Below are 15,451 nucleotides of genomic sequence, written 5' to 3' on the forward strand. Positions count from 1 at the left end.
GATGCACCCCGTGGCACAGGTTCACCCGGCTGTGCACAGGGGCTGCGGTGGGAGTGGCCGGAAGCCGTAAGGTTGGTGCGTACGCAAGGGAACTTCGGAAGGAGGCCTGGGTGATCGAGCTCGAGGGGGTTCCCGAGCTGATCGACCCGGTCATGGTGGCCGCGTTCGAGGGATGGAACGACGCAGGTGACGCCGCCTCCACGGCGGTCGCACATCTGGACCGGGAGTGGAAGGGCGAGGTGTTCGCGGCGCTGGACGCCGAGGACTACTACGACTTCCAGGTCAACCGGCCGACGGTCTGGCTGGACGGCGGGGTACGCAAGATCACCTGGCCGACCACCCGGCTCTCCGTGGTCCGCGTCGGCGGGGAGAAGCCCCGTGACCTCGTCCTGGTCCGCGGTATCGAACCGTCCATGCGCTGGCGCTCGTTCTGCAACGAGATCCTGGCCTTCGCCCATGAACTGGGCGTGGAGATGGTGGTGATCCTGGGCGCGCTGCTCGGCGACACCCCGCACACCCGCCCGGTGCCGGTCAGCGGAGTCACCTCCGACCCGGATCTGGCGCGGACCATGGACCTGGAGGAGACCAGATACGAGGGTCCGACGGGCATCGTCGGCATCCTCCAGGAGGCCTGCACGCACGCGGGCGTGCCCGCGGTGAGTCTGTGGGCGGCGGTGCCGCACTACGTGTCGCAGCCGCCCAATCCGAAGGCCACTCTCGCGCTGCTCAACCGCCTGGAGGACCTCATCGGTCTGCGCATCCCGCTGGGCGAACTGCCCGAGGACGCCCGCGCCTGGCAGCTCGGGGTGGACCAACTGGCCGCCGAGGACAGCGAAGTGGCGGAGTACGTGCAGACGCTGGAGGAGGCCCGGGACACCGCGGAGCTCCCCGAGGCGAGCGGCGAGGCCATCGCCCGGGAGTTCGAGCGCTATCTGCGCCGCAGGGACGTCGGTCCGGGCCAGGGGTCCGGCGGGCATGCGACGGAGAGCGGCGACGCCTCGTATCTGCGCGACACCTCCAGCGGCCGCACCCGTCCGCCGAAGCCGCTCCGGCCGGAGCCCGGCGGCGAGACGGGACCCGGTCGGCGGTCTCCGGCCGGCCAGGAGAACGAGGACGGCGACGGCGGCCACGACGGAGACGACGGCCCGCAGGGTTCATCGGAGGACTCCTCCGAGGACTGATGCGGCCGGTGGAGCGCCGGGCGGGACGTGCGTACCCGCCCGGCGCTCCTGTGCTGTTCGGTTCTGTCAGGAGCAGGTGAATCGCGCTGCGGCCCAGTCCCCGTGGTCACCGGTCTTGGAACCATTGGTGTCCGTGACCTTCAGGTGCACATGGCGCGCCCCGTCGAGCTGCACATCGACCGGTACGGTCGCGGACGCCCCCGTCACCTTCGGCGAGGTCCACAGCACCTTGCCGTCCGCCTCGACGGCGAACGCCACTTCGCCGTAGCCGTTGATCTCGTCGTCGATCCCGACGTCGGCGGTGAATCTCGAGCAGCGTCCGCCGAGATATACCTCGATGTCGGAGTCGGCATGGGTGCCGATCCCCTTCTCGTACACCTTCCCCGCCAGCGTGAGGGGGTGTCCGTCGGCGGCGCCCGACTCGCCGTTGCTGCGGTCCCGTTCGGCGGGCCCGTAACCGTTCACCGACTTCAGCCACACCAGATCGCTCGCCCAGGCCTCGCCGGTGGGCGGCGGTGGCATCACCCCGGCGGCGAGCCGCTGGACGGTGGTCCGGGATTCACCGGCCGACCGGTAGCGCGCGAGCGCGGTGATCCTCGCCTCGCCCGCCGCGGCGTCCTTCGCCGGGGTGACCGACACCTCGACCCGCCGGGTGGTGCCCGCCGGGATCCGGTCCACGGTCGCGGCCGGCGCGACCCGCCAGCCGTCGGGCACGTCCAGGGCGACCGAGGCGTCCGTCACATCGGCGCTGCCCGCCGTGACATCGACGGCGACGGTGCCTTCGGCTCCGGCACCGAGCTCCTGCCCGGCGGGCGCGGAGACCACGGCCGTCGCGGCGGCGTCCCTGCCGCCGACCGCGCTCGTCCCCTTCAGCTTCACGGAGAACTTCTCGTCGGTGGAGAGCGGCGCGGTCTTGATCTTCACGACACCACCGCGGTCGTCCTTGTCGTACCACCAGCCCTGCTTCGCGGTCTTGTACGCTGCCGCGGAAGCCAGCCGGGGCAGCTTGCCGTCGAGCTCGACCGCGCTCGGTGCGGAGCCGGTGTGCACGCTGAACTCGTACGGGCGGGTGCTCTGCTTACCGGTGAACTCCCCCTTGCTCGCACCGATCCGCACGGTGACGTCGCCCGCGCCCCGGACCGGTGCGTCCACGTCGGCGGTCTGGGTGGCGTACTTGCCGTCGCGGTGCTGCCGGGTGACGCCGTCGTCCTCGTACAGCGTGAACGACGAGGAGCCCTGCGGATAGATGTCCCAGGCAAGCGGGGAGCCGGCGGTGCGGTCCTTGTACGAGCGGATGCCCGGCCACATCGGCACGCTGGCACCCCCCTTGACGAACAGCGGCAGGGTGTCGAGCGGGGCGCTGTAGTGGTCGACGGTGGTCGGGCCCTCGTATGTGCGGCCGCTCCAGTAGTCGGTCCAGGTGCCCTTCGGCAGATAGATGCCGTTGCGCTCGGTGGTGTCCTGGTAGACGGGTGCGACGAGGAAGTCCTCGCCGGACATGAACTCGTACTTCGCCGCGTCCGTCGCCGCCTTCGGGTCGTCCGGGAATTCGAGGGTCAGGGGCCGGACCATGCCGACGCCGGTCTTCGTCGCCTCGTGCGCGTAGGAGTACTGATAGGGCAGCAGCGACTCCTTGAGCTTGAGGTAGTCGCGGTTGATGGAGGTGTACGGCTCCCCGTACCGGTAGGGCTGCTTGTCACTGGCCGCCCAGCCGTCCATGGTCATCGTGGTCCCCAGGAACATCTTCCACTGGAGGTCACGGGTGTACGTCTTGGCGCTGCCGCCGAAGATGCCGTCGACGTCGCCGGTGGTGTACGCGAGACCGGACATCGTGGCGCCCGCGTAGGTCGGAATCTGCCAGCGGATGTAGTCCCAGGTGCCGGACTGGTCACCGGACCACTGGACGCCGCAGCGCTGCGCGCCCGCCCAGCTCTCCGGGGCGTACGTGAAGCCGCGGGCGTCGCTGTTGTCCTCGATGCCCCGGTACGCGTCCTTGCAGCCGTCCAGGGCGAACTTGTAACCCGCGCCGATCCAGGCGACGTCCAGCTTGGCGACCCGCTGGCCCGCCTTGACCTGGTCGGCGATCTTGGCGAGGCCGTCCTGGGTCCACAGGCCGAGCTGCATGTCGCGGTCCTGGAGGCCCTTCGCGGTCTCGGCAAGGTCCTCGTAGCCGCAGCCGTAGCCGTCGTTGACGAGCATCCAGCCGTTCGGCATGTCGTGCTCGACGTACCCGTCGGCGACCTTCAGGGCGTCCAGGGTGCGCCGCTCACCGCGGTTGGCGTTGTGGAGATAGCAGTCGGCGTCGCCGATCTCCATTCCGTACACGGGCGGCAGGAACGGCTTGCCGGTGAGCTTCGTGTACTGCCCGATGACGTTCTTGGCGCTGTCGCCCGCGAAGTAGTAGGCGTCGAAGCGCTTCTCCTTCGCGCTGGTGGTCACCGGGTCGGTGAAGGCGTAGGTGTTGGGCGCGTAGGTGTTGCGGAAGACGCCGTACCCGGCGGAGGAGAGGTAGAACGGCACGGAGTTGGGGTGACCGCCGTCGTTCCAGTTGTAGTCGACGCCGACCTCGACGGTCTTGTCCCGGTGCGAGGTGTTGCCGCGGCCGTTCTGCATGCCGGCGCCGTAGAACTGCTCGTCGGCGCCGCGGGCCAGGGTCTGGGTGGTCTGCTTCCCGTCCCAGCTCAGGCCCTTGGCCTCGGACCAGACCCTGGTGCCGTCGGCCCGGTACAGCGCGAAGCGCAGGGGCGACTTGTAGGCGCGCAGGGTGATGCTGCCGGTGGAGAGTTCGTAGCGGTCGGCCCGCTCCTTCCACCGCGTGTGCGGCGGTGTGCCCTGTGGCAGCACCATGTCGTCACCGGCCGGGTCGGAGAACGTGCCGTCCGGGGCGAGTTCGATACGGAAGGTCTCGGCGGAGACGAAGCTGACACGGGCCTCGGCGGTGCCTGCCCGCAGCTGGTAGACGGGTCCGTCGGCGGAGAATCCGGTGAGGTCGCCGACTGTCGTGGTGTCCGGTTCGGCGGCGCCGGCCTGACCGGCACCGGGCCCCGCGAAGACGGCGATCAGCCCGAACAAGGCTGCAACTGCCGCCGCTCTGATGCGCGTTGATGATTGCATAGAGCGCTTTTAGCGCAACATCGAGCACTTGACCATGGACAAAACGGAACCGGCCCTGAACTTCGTCGAGAAGTCCAAGGCCGGCTCATGGAATGGCGATCAGCGCGTTGTCACCGCGCGCGGCGGTTGCGGGCGACGCTACAGAGCGACACCCAGCAGCGCGTCGACGGTGCGCGAGACGAGGCCGGGCGCGCCCTCGTCCGTACCGCCCTCGGCGTTCTGGCGCTCGGCCCAGCGGTCCACGGCCGCCAGCGCGGCCGGTGCGTCCAGGTCGTCGGCAAGGGCCTCGCGGACCTCGTCGACCAGGGCCTCGGCAGGCAGTCCGTCGGGCCGGGAGACGGCGGAACGCCAGCGTCCGAGCCGCTCGACGGCGTCGGCGAGCACCTGGTCGGTCCACTCCCAGTCGGACCGGTAGTGGTGCGACAGCAGGGCGAGGCGGATCGCCGCCGGGTCCACGCCGTCGTGGCGGAGCTTCGACACGAAGACCAGGTTGCCCTTGGACTTGGACATCTTCTCGCCGTCCAGGGCGACCATCCCGGCGTGTACGTACGCCTGCGCGAACGGGTGCTCGCCGGTCAGCACCTGGGCGTGCGAGGCGCCCATCTCGTGGTGCGGGAAGGCGAGGTCGGACCCGCCTCCCTGGACGTCGAAGCCCATGCCGAGGTGGTCCAGGGCGATGGCGACGCACTCGATGTGCCAGCCCGGGCGGCCGGGGCCGAGGGTGGCCCCGTCCCAGCTCGGCTCGCCCGCACGGGCGGCCATCCAGAGCATCGGGTCGAGCGGGTTCTTCTTGCCGGGGCGCTCCGGGTCGCCGCCGCGCTCGGCGGAGAGCAGCCGCATCGCCTCGGCGTCGAGGTTGGAGACCCCGCCGAAGTGCGGGTCGGTCTCGACGGAGAAGTAGACGTCCCCGTCGAGCTCGTAGGCGGCGCCCGCGTCCCGGAGCCGTTCGACGAGCGGAACGATGCCGGGTATCGCCTCCACGGCGCCGATGTAGTGCTTCGGCGGGAGCATGCGCAGGGCAGTCATGTCCTCGCGGAACAGAGCCGTCTCGCGCTCGGCGAGTTCGGTCCAGTCCTGACCGTCGCGCACGGCCCTCTCCAGCAGCGGATCGTCCACGTCGGTCACGTTCTGGACATAGTGGACCTGCCGCTTGGTGTCGAGCCACACGCGCTGAACGAGGTCGAACGCGTTGTAGGTCGCCGCATGACCCATGTGGGTCGCGTCGTACGGCGTGATGCCGCAGACGTAGATGCGGGCGACGGGACCGGGGTCAAGGGTGATCCGTCCGCCGGTCGCGGTGTCGTGGATCCGAAGGTCGCGGCCCTTGCCAGGCAGGGCGGGGACCTCAGAAGCGGGCCAGGCATGCATGTCACGAGCGTAACCGGATGCATGTTCCGGATACGAACCGGATCCTGGATCCTGGCCGAAGAGGCGGTCTTGCGCGGCGTGGGTCCATCAGCTCCGCTACGGGCAATCCCCCTGTACCCCGCCCCTCGGTCGCCGGAGTGGCTCGATTTCGTCACACGGGTGGCCAGGGGATCGACGGCCACTCGCCGCTCGGCTCCGGGTGCCGGCCCGAGGCCTTCAGCCCCGCCACGCGCCCCCGCAACGCCTCGATCTCGGCCGCGGTGATCAGCTCGGCCAGCCGGGTGACGAGCGAAGTCCCCGGCGTCAGCTCCGCATCCAGCCGGTCCACGACCTCGACGGCCTCGGCCGTCAACGGCTCCCCCGCCCATCCCCACAGCAGCGTGCGCAGCTTGTCCTCCGCGTTGAAGGTCACGCCGTGGTCGATGCCGTAGAGCCGGCCGCCGGGTGCGGGCAGCAGATGGCCGCCCTTGCGGTCACCGTTGTTGATCACGGCGTCGAGGACCGCCAGCCGCCGCAGCCGCGGATCGTCCGCGTGCACCAGCAGGGCCGTCTTCCCCTCCCCCACCTCGGCGAGGGCGACGGCCTTCCAGCCCTCCCCCGGCTCCTCGTCCTCGACGAGCGCAAGGAGCGGCGGCAGGCCGTCCGGGGAGGACTCGTCGCCCTGGGGCGCCGCCTCGATCCACAGCTGGCACATGCCCTCGCCGTACGGGCCGTCCCGCAGCACGGTGGGCGGTATGAGCCCCCAACCGGTCGCCTCGGAGATCTCGTACGCGGCCACCTCGCGCCGGGCGAGCGTGCCGTCGGGGAAGTCCCACAGGGGCCGTTCCCCGGCCACGGGCTTGTAGACGCACGTCACCTCGTCGCCCTCGTGGGCAACCGTGCAGTAGAGCACCGCGTTGGACGCCCCGCCGACCTGACCACGCACGGTGAGCCGCCCCTCCCTGAGCACAGTGAGCACGGTGACCAGCTCGGCGCCGCTCAGACTCCGCGACGGTATCCGTTCTGGCGCGGGCATACGTGTCCTTCCGGGTCGAGCGGCAGGCTGCACAGCGGGCACGGCGGGCGCCCGGCGTTCACGACGTCCAGGGCGCGCTTGGCGAAGGCCCGGGCCTGCGCCCCGCTGAGGCGGACGCGGAGCATCGGCGGGCCGTTCTCCTCGTCCTGGAGCAGCCGCTCCTCGGCCTCCGCGAGATCCTCGTCGGATTCCACGTCCAGCTCGACGAGCGCCTGCGCCTCGACGATCATGCGCTGTTCCTCGCCGTCCCAGGCGAGCGCCATCGTGCCGACCCGGAACTCCTCCTCGACGGGCACGTCGAGGGGCGCGGTGTCGGTGACGTCCATGGGCGCCACGGCGGGTACCGGAGAGTTTCCGCCGGTCCGCCGCACCACCTCGTCGAGCAATTCGTCGATGCGCTCGGCGAGCGCGGCGACCTGAGTCTTCTCCAGGGCCACGCTGGTGACGCGTCCGCCTGAGGATGCCTGCAGGAAGAACGTACGACGTCCAGGCAACCCGACCGTACCGGCCACGAAGCGGTCCGGGGGGTCGTAGAGGAACACCTGACGGGACACGTCCTGTCTCCCTTGAAAATTGACGGCAGATGAGGGGTGGCGGCGGTCCTGGGGGGTCACCCCGGGAAGGGCGCCTACGGCGCGTCCACCCTACTGCGCGGAGCGATCACGGTGCCCCAGCGCCGCCACCGACCGCCGCGTCCGCATCGGTCTCCGCCGTCGGGCGCCGGCCCGGGTCCGTTCCGGCAGTGTGCTCCCGCGGCGCCAGCGAGGCCAGGTCCCCGGTGTCGCCGAGCCGCAGCAGAAAGGGCCGCAGCCTGGTGTAGCGGATCGCGGTGACCGAACAGGGGTCGGCCTGGATCCGCTGGAAGAGGTCGAGGTGGAGGCCGAGCGCGTCGGCGACGAGGGCCTTGATGATGTCGCCGTGGGAGCACATCACGTAGGCGGCGTCGTCACCGTACTCGGCCTCGATCCGCGCGTTCCAGTCCCGCACGGCGTCGACGGCGCGCCCCTGCATGGCGCGCATGGACTCACCGCCGGGGAACGCCGCGGCCGACGGATGCTGTTGCACGACGCTCATCAGCGGCTCGTCGGTGAGTTCGGCGAGCTTGCGTCCCGACCAGTCGCCGTAGTCGCACTCGTTGATCCGCTCCTCGGTGTGCAGCACCAGCTCCGGCCGCGCGTCGAGCAGGGGCCGCAGGGTCTCCCGGCAGCGCTGCAGTGGGCTGCTGACGGCGGCGGCCAGCGGCAGCGCGGCCAGCCGTCCGGGCAGCGCCGCGGCCTGTGCGGCGCCGCGCTCGTCGAGCGCGACACCGGGGGTCCGGCCCGCGAGCACTCCGGCCGTGTTGGCGGTGGAGCGTCCATGTCGTACGAGGATCAGGGTGGGCATACGGGCCAGCGTAGGCCGCTGCCGGCGGTGAGGTGCGCCGAGGAGCGGGGCAGGGAAGAATGCGCGCCGTGATTGTGGACTGTGCGATCTACCGGGGCGGGCGTCGTACCGAAGGCCCCGCCGATCTCTCCGATGCCCTCGCGGAGGCACGGGCGACCGGGGACGCGTTTCTCTGGATCGGCCTGTACGAGCCGACGGAGCAGGAGATCGACCGCGTCAGCAGCGAGTTCGGACTCCATCCGCTGGCCGTGGAGGACGCGTTGAGCGCACACCAGCGGCCCAAGCTGGAGGTGTACGACGACTCGCTCTTCGCGGTCATCAAGCCGGTGGTGTACGAGCACCTGAGCGACACGGTCACCACCGACGAGCTGATGGCCTTCATCGGCGATTCCTTCGTCGTGACGGTCCGGCACGGGGAGGGCGCGCCGCTCGCCGCGGTACGCCGCCGGCTGGAGGCGGAGCCGGAGGTCCTCAAGCACGGACCGACCGCGGTGCTGTACGCGATCAGCGACGCCGTCGTCGACCACTACATCGAGGTGGCGGGCGAGCTCCAGGCCGACCTGGAGGAGCTGGAGACCGAGGTGTTCGCGCCGACCGGCACCGTGGACACCAAGAACACCGCGTCCCGCATCTACACGTTCAAGCGGCAGCTCCTGGAGTTCCGCCGGGCCGCGGGGCCGCTGAGCGCCCCCATGGCCCGTCTGGCGAGCGCGGAAGTACCGTTCGTTCACGAGCACTCGCAGCCGTTCTTCCGCGACGTGAGCGACCACCTGACGCGTGCCAACGAGTATGTGGACGGGCTCGACCGGCTGCTCTCCGACATCCTCTCGGCGCATCTGGCCCAGGTGGGCGTGCGGCAGAACGACGACATGCGCAAGATCTCGGCCTGGGCGGCGATGGCCGCCGTGCCGACGATGGTCGCGGGGATCTACGGCATGAACTTCAAGCACATGCCGGAACTCGGCTGGGTGTGGGCCTATCCGGTGGTGATCGTGCTCATGGGCTCCGTGGTGTTCGGCCTGTACCGGCAGTTCAAGCGGCGCGGCTGGCTCTGACGGCCGCTCCGCGACGCCCGGATCAGGCGAACTCGGCCGCCTGCGCCGCGGGACCGCCCAGTGCGTCGCGCCGCTCGGGCGGCTGCAGGCTCACCATGCGCCGCCATCCCACAAGTCGTTCGTACACGTAGATCCCGTGGATCCCCGCGGCCAGCGCCGCCGCCTTGGCCCGGGACCAGCCCAGGATCCGGCCCATGTGGTCCATCACGGCGAGGCTGACGTCGCGGTACACCCGGATCTCGGCGAGCGCGCACTCGCGCAGGATGCGCTGGATCGTACGGCCGTGTCCGACGCGGGCGAGCCGGAGCAACTCCTCGTGGCAGTACGCCAGGTGGTTGTCCTCGTCGTTCGAGATCATCCTCACCGCGCGGCCGAGGTCGGGATGGTCGGCGAAGTGCTTGCGCAGCAGTGTCATCTGCTCGGAGGCGCGCTGTTCGGTGACCCTGCTGTGAGCGAGGTAGGTGATGATGTCGTGTTCGGAGAGGGGCTCCTGGCGCCCCAGCCGCTCATGGGCGAGGCCGATGCCGTGCCTCTCCAGCAGCATCGTGTAGTCGGTCTCGTGCGGAACCTCGACCGGCTGCAGCCCGCGCTTCTTCAGCAGCCCGTGGAAGATCCGGCCGTGCTTGTCCTCGTCTGCGCCGTGTCGCGTGATCTTGGGCGCCAGGGCACGCTGGCTCTCGGGCACGAGGGCCGCGATCCGGCCGTTCTCCCAGCCCCCCTGGGACTCCCCGCTCGCCGCGATGGAACAGAACAGCCGGAACGACTCGTCCTCGTCGAGAATCTCCTGGAACAGGTTCTTTGCCGAGAGCATCACTTGCCACCTCCGTACCGGCATCCGCCCCATCGACAGTCAAATGCGACACTCCCACCCGGGCAACAGGAACGCCCCCGGCCACGCCGGACGGACCGCGACGTTCCCGGCCCGTCCGGCGGCCGAGGACGGACCGCGACCCCGGTGACCCCGCGCCGGACCGCACGCCGATCGGCGTAACCCCGCGCCCCCGAAAGCGTTGTCACACGTAACGGCCGTGGCGGGGAGCCCCCGAGCCCCCACCACGGCCGTAGCGCTCTGCCGGAGCCCCCGGAGTCCGCGCTACGCGAGCCCGGACCGCTCCAGCGCCTCCGTGCCGGCCCGCAGAGCCGTGATCCGCTCGTCGAGCGTGAACCCGGCCGGAGCCAGGGTCAGCGTCGTGACCCCCGCCGCGGCATACGCCTGCATCCGTTCGGCGATCCGCTCCACCGGACCGAGCAGCGTGGTCTGGTCGATCAGCTGGTGCGGGACGGCGGCGGCGGCGCCGCTCTTGTCGCCGGACAGGTACTTGTCCTGGATCTCGGCGGCTTCCTTCTCGTAGCCCATGCGCTGTGCGAGTTGGTTGTAGAAGTTCTGCTTGCGGCTGCCCATGCCGCCCACGTACAGCGCGGTGTACGGACGGAACATGTCCGCGAGGCCGTTGACGTCGTCACCGACGGCGAGCGGAAGGGTCGGGCAGACGTCGAAGCCCTCCATGGTCTTCCCGGCCTTCTCGCGGCCCGCCCGCAGATACCTCAGGGCGGTGTCCTCGAGGTGTTCCGCCGAGGGGAAGATGAGCAGCGCGCCGTCGGCGATCTCGCCGGTCTGTTCCAGGTTCTTCGGGCCGATCGCGGCGATGTAGAGCGGAATGTGCTCGCGCTGCGGGTGGACGGTGAGCTTGATGGGCTTGCCCGGACCGTCCGGCAGCGGGAGCGTCCAGTGCTGCCCCTCGTACGACAGCCGCTCACGGGACATCGCCTTGCGGACGATCTCGACGTACTCCCGGGTGCGGGCCAGCGGCTTGTCGAACTTGACGCCGTACCAGCCTTCGGAGACCTGCGGCCCCGACACGCCGAGGCCGAGCCGGAACCGGCCGCCGGAGAGCGAGTCGAGGGTGGCGGCGGTCATCGCCGTCATCGCGGGCTGGCGGGCCGGGATCTGCATGATCGCGGAGCCGACGTCGATGGACTCGGTCCGGGCGGCGACCCAGGCGAGCACGGTCGGCGCGTCGGAGCCGTACGCCTCCGCCGCCCAGCAGACGTCGTATCCGAGCCGGTCGGCCTCCTGCGCGACGGCGAGGTTGTCGCCGTCCATTCCCGCACCCCAGTAACCGAGATTGATGCCGAGCCGCATAGCCGCTCCCCTTACTGATCAGTAACGTCCCTGAGCTCCGGACTCTAGCGCGCGGCAACGGGTTCCGGCAGGGGCGACTTGGTACCGGGTTATCCACAGGCTTCCGCCCGGTGGGGCTCTGGCCAGTAATCTCAGCGCACATGGAGCAGAGGCATCTCGGCCGCACCGGCCTTCGAGTGTCCCGGATCGGGCTCGGCACCCTCACCTGGGGCCGGGACACCGACGAGCACGACGCTGCCGAACAGCTGAAAGCCTTCTGGGAAGCGGGCGGCACGCTGGTCGACACGGCCGATGTGTACGGCGGTGGGGAGGCCGAATATCTGCTCGGGCGGCTGACCGAGGGCCTGGTGCCGCGGCAGGATCTGGTCATCGCCACGAAGGCCGGCAGCGTGGCCGACCCGTACCGCCGGTTCAACGGCTCGCGCGGCCATCTGCTGGCCGCGCTGGACGCCTCCCTGGAACGGCTCGGCACGGACTACGTGGACCTGTGGCAGATCCACGCCTTCGACCCGGTGACCCCGCTGGAGGAGACCCTTCAGGCGGTGGACCTGGCGGTCTCCACCGGCCGCGTCCGGTACGCGGGGGTGTCGAACTTCTGCGGCTGGCAGCTGGCCAAGGCGGCGACCTGGCAGCTCGCCTCGCCCGGGGTGCGCACCCGGCTGGCGAGCACCCAGATGGAGTACTCCCTGTTGCAGCGGGGCGTGGAACGCGAGGTGCTGCCGGCCGCACGCGATCTGGGCGTGGGGCTGCTGCCCTCCTCCCCGCTGGGCAGGGGTGTCCTGACCGGCAAGTACCGGACGGGCACCCCGGCGGACTCGCGCGGCGCCTCGGAGCTGCTGGCCCCGTTCGTCGAGCCGTATCTCGACGACCCGGCGAGCCGGATCGTGGACGCGGTCTCCACCGCGGCCGACGGCCTGGCCACGACGGCGCTCCAGGTGGCCCTCGCCTGGGTACGGGACCGGCCCGGGGTGGTGGCCCCGATCGTCGGTGCGCGCAACGCTCAGCAGCTCACGGAGGCATTGTCGGTGGAGGCGCTTAGTCTTCCTGACGAGATCTGCCAGGCGCTCGACGATGTGTCGGCGCCCGTGCACCGCTATCCCGACCAGGACTGGAGCACGCTGTGACTGCGCTTCCCCGGGGGGAAACCCCCGGCTCCCCGGCCGCCGACGACACCTGCGTCGTCGCGGACCCCTCGGCGGCCGTGCCCGCCCCGTCCGCACCGGACGAGGGGCACGAGGCGGACGAGGGATCGCCGACGGCCGATGACGCCGTCGATGCCGCGGAGACGGACGGTGACGACCACCGGGCCACCGAAACCGACGGAACAGCCGATGCCGATGCCGACGCCGAGCCCGACGGCACCACCGACGCGACAGCCGGGGCCGACGGCGCCGTGGACGAGGCGGTCACCGACGGCGCCCCGCTCTCCGAGGCGGAGGCCGAACTGGCCGCCCAGCGTGAGCTCCGGGAACGGATCGAGAAGCGCAAGGCGGAAAAGGCGGGCCCCATCGCCGCCGGTGCGAAGCTGAGTGGCAAGGCGGCCGATCTGCTGGCGGCCGTACGTGCCGTGGAGAGCGGCGAGAAGCCCTCCGCCGCGTTCTTCGAATCGCCCGGACCCGCCGCCCCCCGCCGAACCGCTCCCGCGCCCGCGCCGGCCCGAACCCGGGCGCCCGGGCCGGCCCCGGTTGCACAGGGCCCCTCGCCGGAGGCGGTGGCAGCGGTGGCCGCCGTACTGGCAGAGGGCGGGGCTCCCGGAGCGCTGGCGGCCCCGGCGGCGCAGACCCTCGGTGCGCAGGCGGCCGGCACCCTGCACGAGGACCCCTGGCAGTTGCTGGCCGTGCCGGGAGTCGGACCGGAGCAGGCCGACGGTTTCGCACGGGCCCTGCTGGGCGCCGAGTGCGGTCCGGACGACCAGCGCCGGACGGCGGCCCTGGTCGGCTGGCTGCTGGAGCGGGCCGCGCTCCAGGGCCATACGGCACTGGACGTGACGGCGGTCCGTGCGGCGCTCGCCGAGCGCGCGGTGAGCGACCCCGCGGCGGCCGTCGAGCACGCCGTCGCCGAGGGCGTCGTCCTGGTCTTCCAGGACGGCCAGGACGGCCAGGAGGACGAGGGAGACCAGGAGCCCGGAGCACCCGCGGAGGCCGGGGAGAGCGCGGAGGAACGGTCCGGGCAGGAACCCGTACCGGTGCTGCTGGGTCTCGACCGGTACGCGCTCGCCGAGGAAAGCCTCGCCGACGGGCTGGCCCGGCTGGTCGACGCCTGCGAGAAGGACGCCGACTGGACGGCGGCGGCCACGGCCGCGGGCTCCCCGTCGGCGGCCGAGCTGATCCATGCGGTCGCGGCCCACGGACTGGTGGCGCACACCGGCGGCGAGGCGGCCAGGGCCGAACCCGCGGCGCTGATCAGCGCTGCCCGCGGCCTCGGACTGCGCGCCCTGGGCGCCGTGCACAGCCTGGACGGCAGGCACCGGCTGGCCGAGGCGACCGGCGATCCGTCGGCGGCCGCCACCCTCGCCGGTCTGCTCTCCGGCGCGCAGGGCCCGGGGCGGGACGAGGAGGGGGCGATCGCCGTCGACCTGCTCGTCGTGCTGGACGCCCCGCAGCTGGACGTCGAGACCGCCGCGATCCTCGTGGAGTCCCTGAGTGACGGCACCCGGCTGGTGCTCAGCGGCGATCCCGGCGTGCTGGGCTCGGCCGGCGCGGGACGGGTGTTCGCGGATGTGCTGGCGGCCCGCGCCTGCCCGCAGATCGTTTCCCGTACCCCCGATCCGGGACCGATCGGCGAACTGGTCTCCGGCATCGGCATCGGAGAGCTGAATCAGGTCACCGCGCCCGGCAAGGAAGTGGTGATCGTGCCCGTGCGCGATGCCGGCGAGGCGGTGCACCGGGCCGTGCAGCTGGTCGCCGACTCGGTGCCGCGCGCCATCGGCGTACCGTCGGCCGACACCCAGGTGATCACCGTCGGCCACGGCGGCTCGGCGGGCACCCGGGCTCTGAACGCGGCGCTCAAGGAGCGGATCAACCCCGGTCCCGGGCGGTTCGGCGGCTTCGACCCCGGCGACCGCGTCGTCCATGTCCCGGCCCCCGGCAGGACGCTGCCCGCGGTGGTCGTCTCGGCCGACGCCGAGGGGCTGCACCTGGACTGCGGGGGCACGAAGCTCGTCGTACCTCAGGAGCGGGTGGAGTCGTCCGTACGGCACGGCTGGGCCCTCAGCGCCCATCAGGCCGCCGGTATGCGATGGCCCGCCGTGGTCGTCGTGCTGCCCGGTGACGCCGCGCAGGCGCTGAGCCGCCCATGGGTGTACACCGCCTTCAGCCGCGCCGAGCGGCATCTGTCCGTCGTGCACGGGGTGGATCAGGCGCTCCAGCGCGCGGTCGCCCAGTCGCCGGCGCAGGACCGCACGACGCGACTGCGCACCCTGCTGGAGGCATCGGCCCGATGACCGGGCCCCGCAGTCGGACGGGCTCGGCTCAGAGCCCGTCCGACGGACGGGTCAGGAGCTGTCCACCACCAGGCCGGCCGGCTGCTCGTCCGTTCCGTCCTCGTCGAAGACCGCGCTGACGTCGAAGCGGCAGACCACCAGTTGCGGATCCGCGTCGTCGAACGGTGCGCCGAGCCACTCCCCCGCCTCGGGAAGCTCCTCGGCCGCCGTGACCCAGAGCGTGGAGTCGCCCTCCTCCAGCCCGAACTCCATGTGACGGGAAGCGATCTCGTCCGGTTCGTACTCGCCGAAGAGCACTCCGAGCGCCGCGTGGACGCTGGAGCCGACGCCCCCGACGCCCCCGACGCTCCCGCCGCCGTGGTCGTCCGGATCGAGGTCGGCGATCCGCTGGGCCTGTGCGAGCAGCCTCGGCGGCTCCACCACCGCGTAGTCACGCCGGATGAGGACGCTGAGCGCGTTCGGCTCCTCGGGGCCGGCGTACGGCGGCAGGGAGTCATCCGCACCGGGAATCTCGAAGGGGGTGACCTCGTCGTAGCGGTCGTAGAGCAGTTCGTCGTAGAACTCGGCAGCGGCGGCCAGTGCGTTGAACGCTTCATAGACGGCCGGATCGTCGTCCCCCGATCGGCGTTCGACCGCCTCGAGGTGATGGTCGAGCGCGGCTTTGATCGCTTCGGCGGCGGCGCGTACCTCGGCAGCGGTGGGCTGCGCAGCATCAGACATGGTGCAGACGCTATCCGTAGACGGGCTCTG

The 15,451-nt window shown here is 71.4% G+C and carries 12 protein-coding genes; 4 read left to right on the plus strand and 8 right to left on the minus strand.

What is annotated here, in order from left to right:
• The first annotated feature begins 110 nt into the window (after positions 1 to 110).
• On the plus strand, positions 111 to 1,181 hold the full coding sequence (locus ACZ7L9_RS22520; protein ID WP_471417407.1) for a PAC2 family protein: 1,071 nt from the start codon (positions 111 to 113) through the stop codon (positions 1,179 to 1,181).
• A 66-nt stretch (positions 1,182 to 1,247) separates the two neighbouring features.
• On the opposite strand, the gene ACZ7L9_RS22525 is transcribed toward ACZ7L9_RS22520, so the two are convergent.
• The 5 genes from ACZ7L9_RS22525 to ACZ7L9_RS22545 form a co-directional block, all read right to left on the minus strand.
• Positions 1,248 to 4,295: an NPCBM/NEW2 domain-containing protein gene (locus tag ACZ7L9_RS22525; RefSeq protein WP_471417409.1), complete on the minus strand. Its 3,048-nt coding sequence runs from the start codon at positions 4,293 to 4,295 to the stop codon at positions 1,248 to 1,250.
• Between the two features lie 138 nt (positions 4,296 to 4,433).
• Complete coding sequence (gene mshC, locus ACZ7L9_RS22530; RefSeq protein WP_471417411.1) at positions 4,434 to 5,663, minus strand: cysteine--1-D-myo-inosityl 2-amino-2-deoxy-alpha-D-glucopyranoside ligase; 1,230 nt, start codon at positions 5,661 to 5,663, stop codon at positions 4,434 to 4,436.
• 151 nt (positions 5,664 to 5,814) lie between these two features.
• Positions 5,815 to 6,678, minus strand: coding sequence for an SCO1664 family protein (locus ACZ7L9_RS22535; protein ID WP_471417413.1), 864 nt, complete (start codon positions 6,676 to 6,678; stop codon positions 5,815 to 5,817).
• The gene (locus ACZ7L9_RS22540; RefSeq protein ID WP_471417415.1) at positions 6,642 to 7,232 is read right to left on the minus strand and encodes a DUF3090 domain-containing protein; all 591 of its coding nucleotides are present in this window, start codon (positions 7,230 to 7,232) and stop codon (positions 6,642 to 6,644) included. Before ACZ7L9_RS22540 ends, ACZ7L9_RS22535 begins: the two co-directional genes overlap by 37 nt.
• 106 nt (positions 7,233 to 7,338) lie before the next feature.
• On the minus strand, positions 7,339 to 8,061 hold the full coding sequence (locus ACZ7L9_RS22545) for a histidine phosphatase family protein (RefSeq protein ID WP_471417416.1): 723 nt from the start codon (positions 8,059 to 8,061) through the stop codon (positions 7,339 to 7,341).
• A gap of 59 nt (positions 8,062 to 8,120) precedes the next feature.
• On the opposite strand from ACZ7L9_RS22545, the gene corA reads away from it, so the two are divergent.
• Complete coding sequence (corA, locus tag ACZ7L9_RS22550; protein WP_471417419.1) at positions 8,121 to 9,116, plus strand: magnesium/cobalt transporter CorA; 996 nt, start codon at positions 8,121 to 8,123, stop codon at positions 9,114 to 9,116.
• A 22-nt stretch (positions 9,117 to 9,138) separates the two neighbouring features.
• Here the strand turns inward: corA and ACZ7L9_RS22555 are convergent, their stop codons facing one another.
• Both ACZ7L9_RS22555 and ACZ7L9_RS22560 read right to left on the minus strand, forming a co-directional pair.
• A complete protein-coding gene (locus tag ACZ7L9_RS22555; protein WP_471417421.1) occupies positions 9,139 to 9,927 on the minus strand; it encodes a ferritin-like domain-containing protein in 789 nt (262 codons plus the stop codon).
• 282 nt (positions 9,928 to 10,209) lie between these two features.
• On the minus strand, positions 10,210 to 11,259 hold the full coding sequence (locus ACZ7L9_RS22560; protein ID WP_471417422.1) for an LLM class F420-dependent oxidoreductase: 1,050 nt from the start codon (positions 11,257 to 11,259) through the stop codon (positions 10,210 to 10,212).
• 140 nt (positions 11,260 to 11,399) lie between these two features.
• On the opposite strand from ACZ7L9_RS22560, the gene ACZ7L9_RS22565 reads away from it, so the two are divergent.
• Positions 11,400 to 12,383: an aldo/keto reductase gene (locus ACZ7L9_RS22565; RefSeq protein WP_471417424.1), complete on the plus strand. Its 984-nt coding sequence runs from the start codon at positions 11,400 to 11,402 to the stop codon at positions 12,381 to 12,383.
• On the plus strand, positions 12,380 to 14,701 hold the full coding sequence (locus ACZ7L9_RS22570) for a helix-hairpin-helix domain-containing protein (protein WP_471417426.1): 2,322 nt from the start codon (positions 12,380 to 12,382) through the stop codon (positions 14,699 to 14,701). The genes ACZ7L9_RS22565 and ACZ7L9_RS22570 overlap by 4 nt, the downstream gene beginning before the upstream one ends.
• Positions 14,702 to 14,752: 51 nt before the next feature.
• Here the strand turns inward: ACZ7L9_RS22570 and ACZ7L9_RS22575 are convergent, their stop codons facing one another.
• Positions 14,753 to 15,421, minus strand: coding sequence for a hypothetical protein (locus tag ACZ7L9_RS22575; protein WP_471417427.1), 669 nt, complete (start codon positions 15,419 to 15,421; stop codon positions 14,753 to 14,755).
• Positions 15,422 to 15,451 lie beyond the last annotated feature (30 nt).

This window comes from Streptomyces sp. NPDC111516 (genome assembly GCF_055635345.1).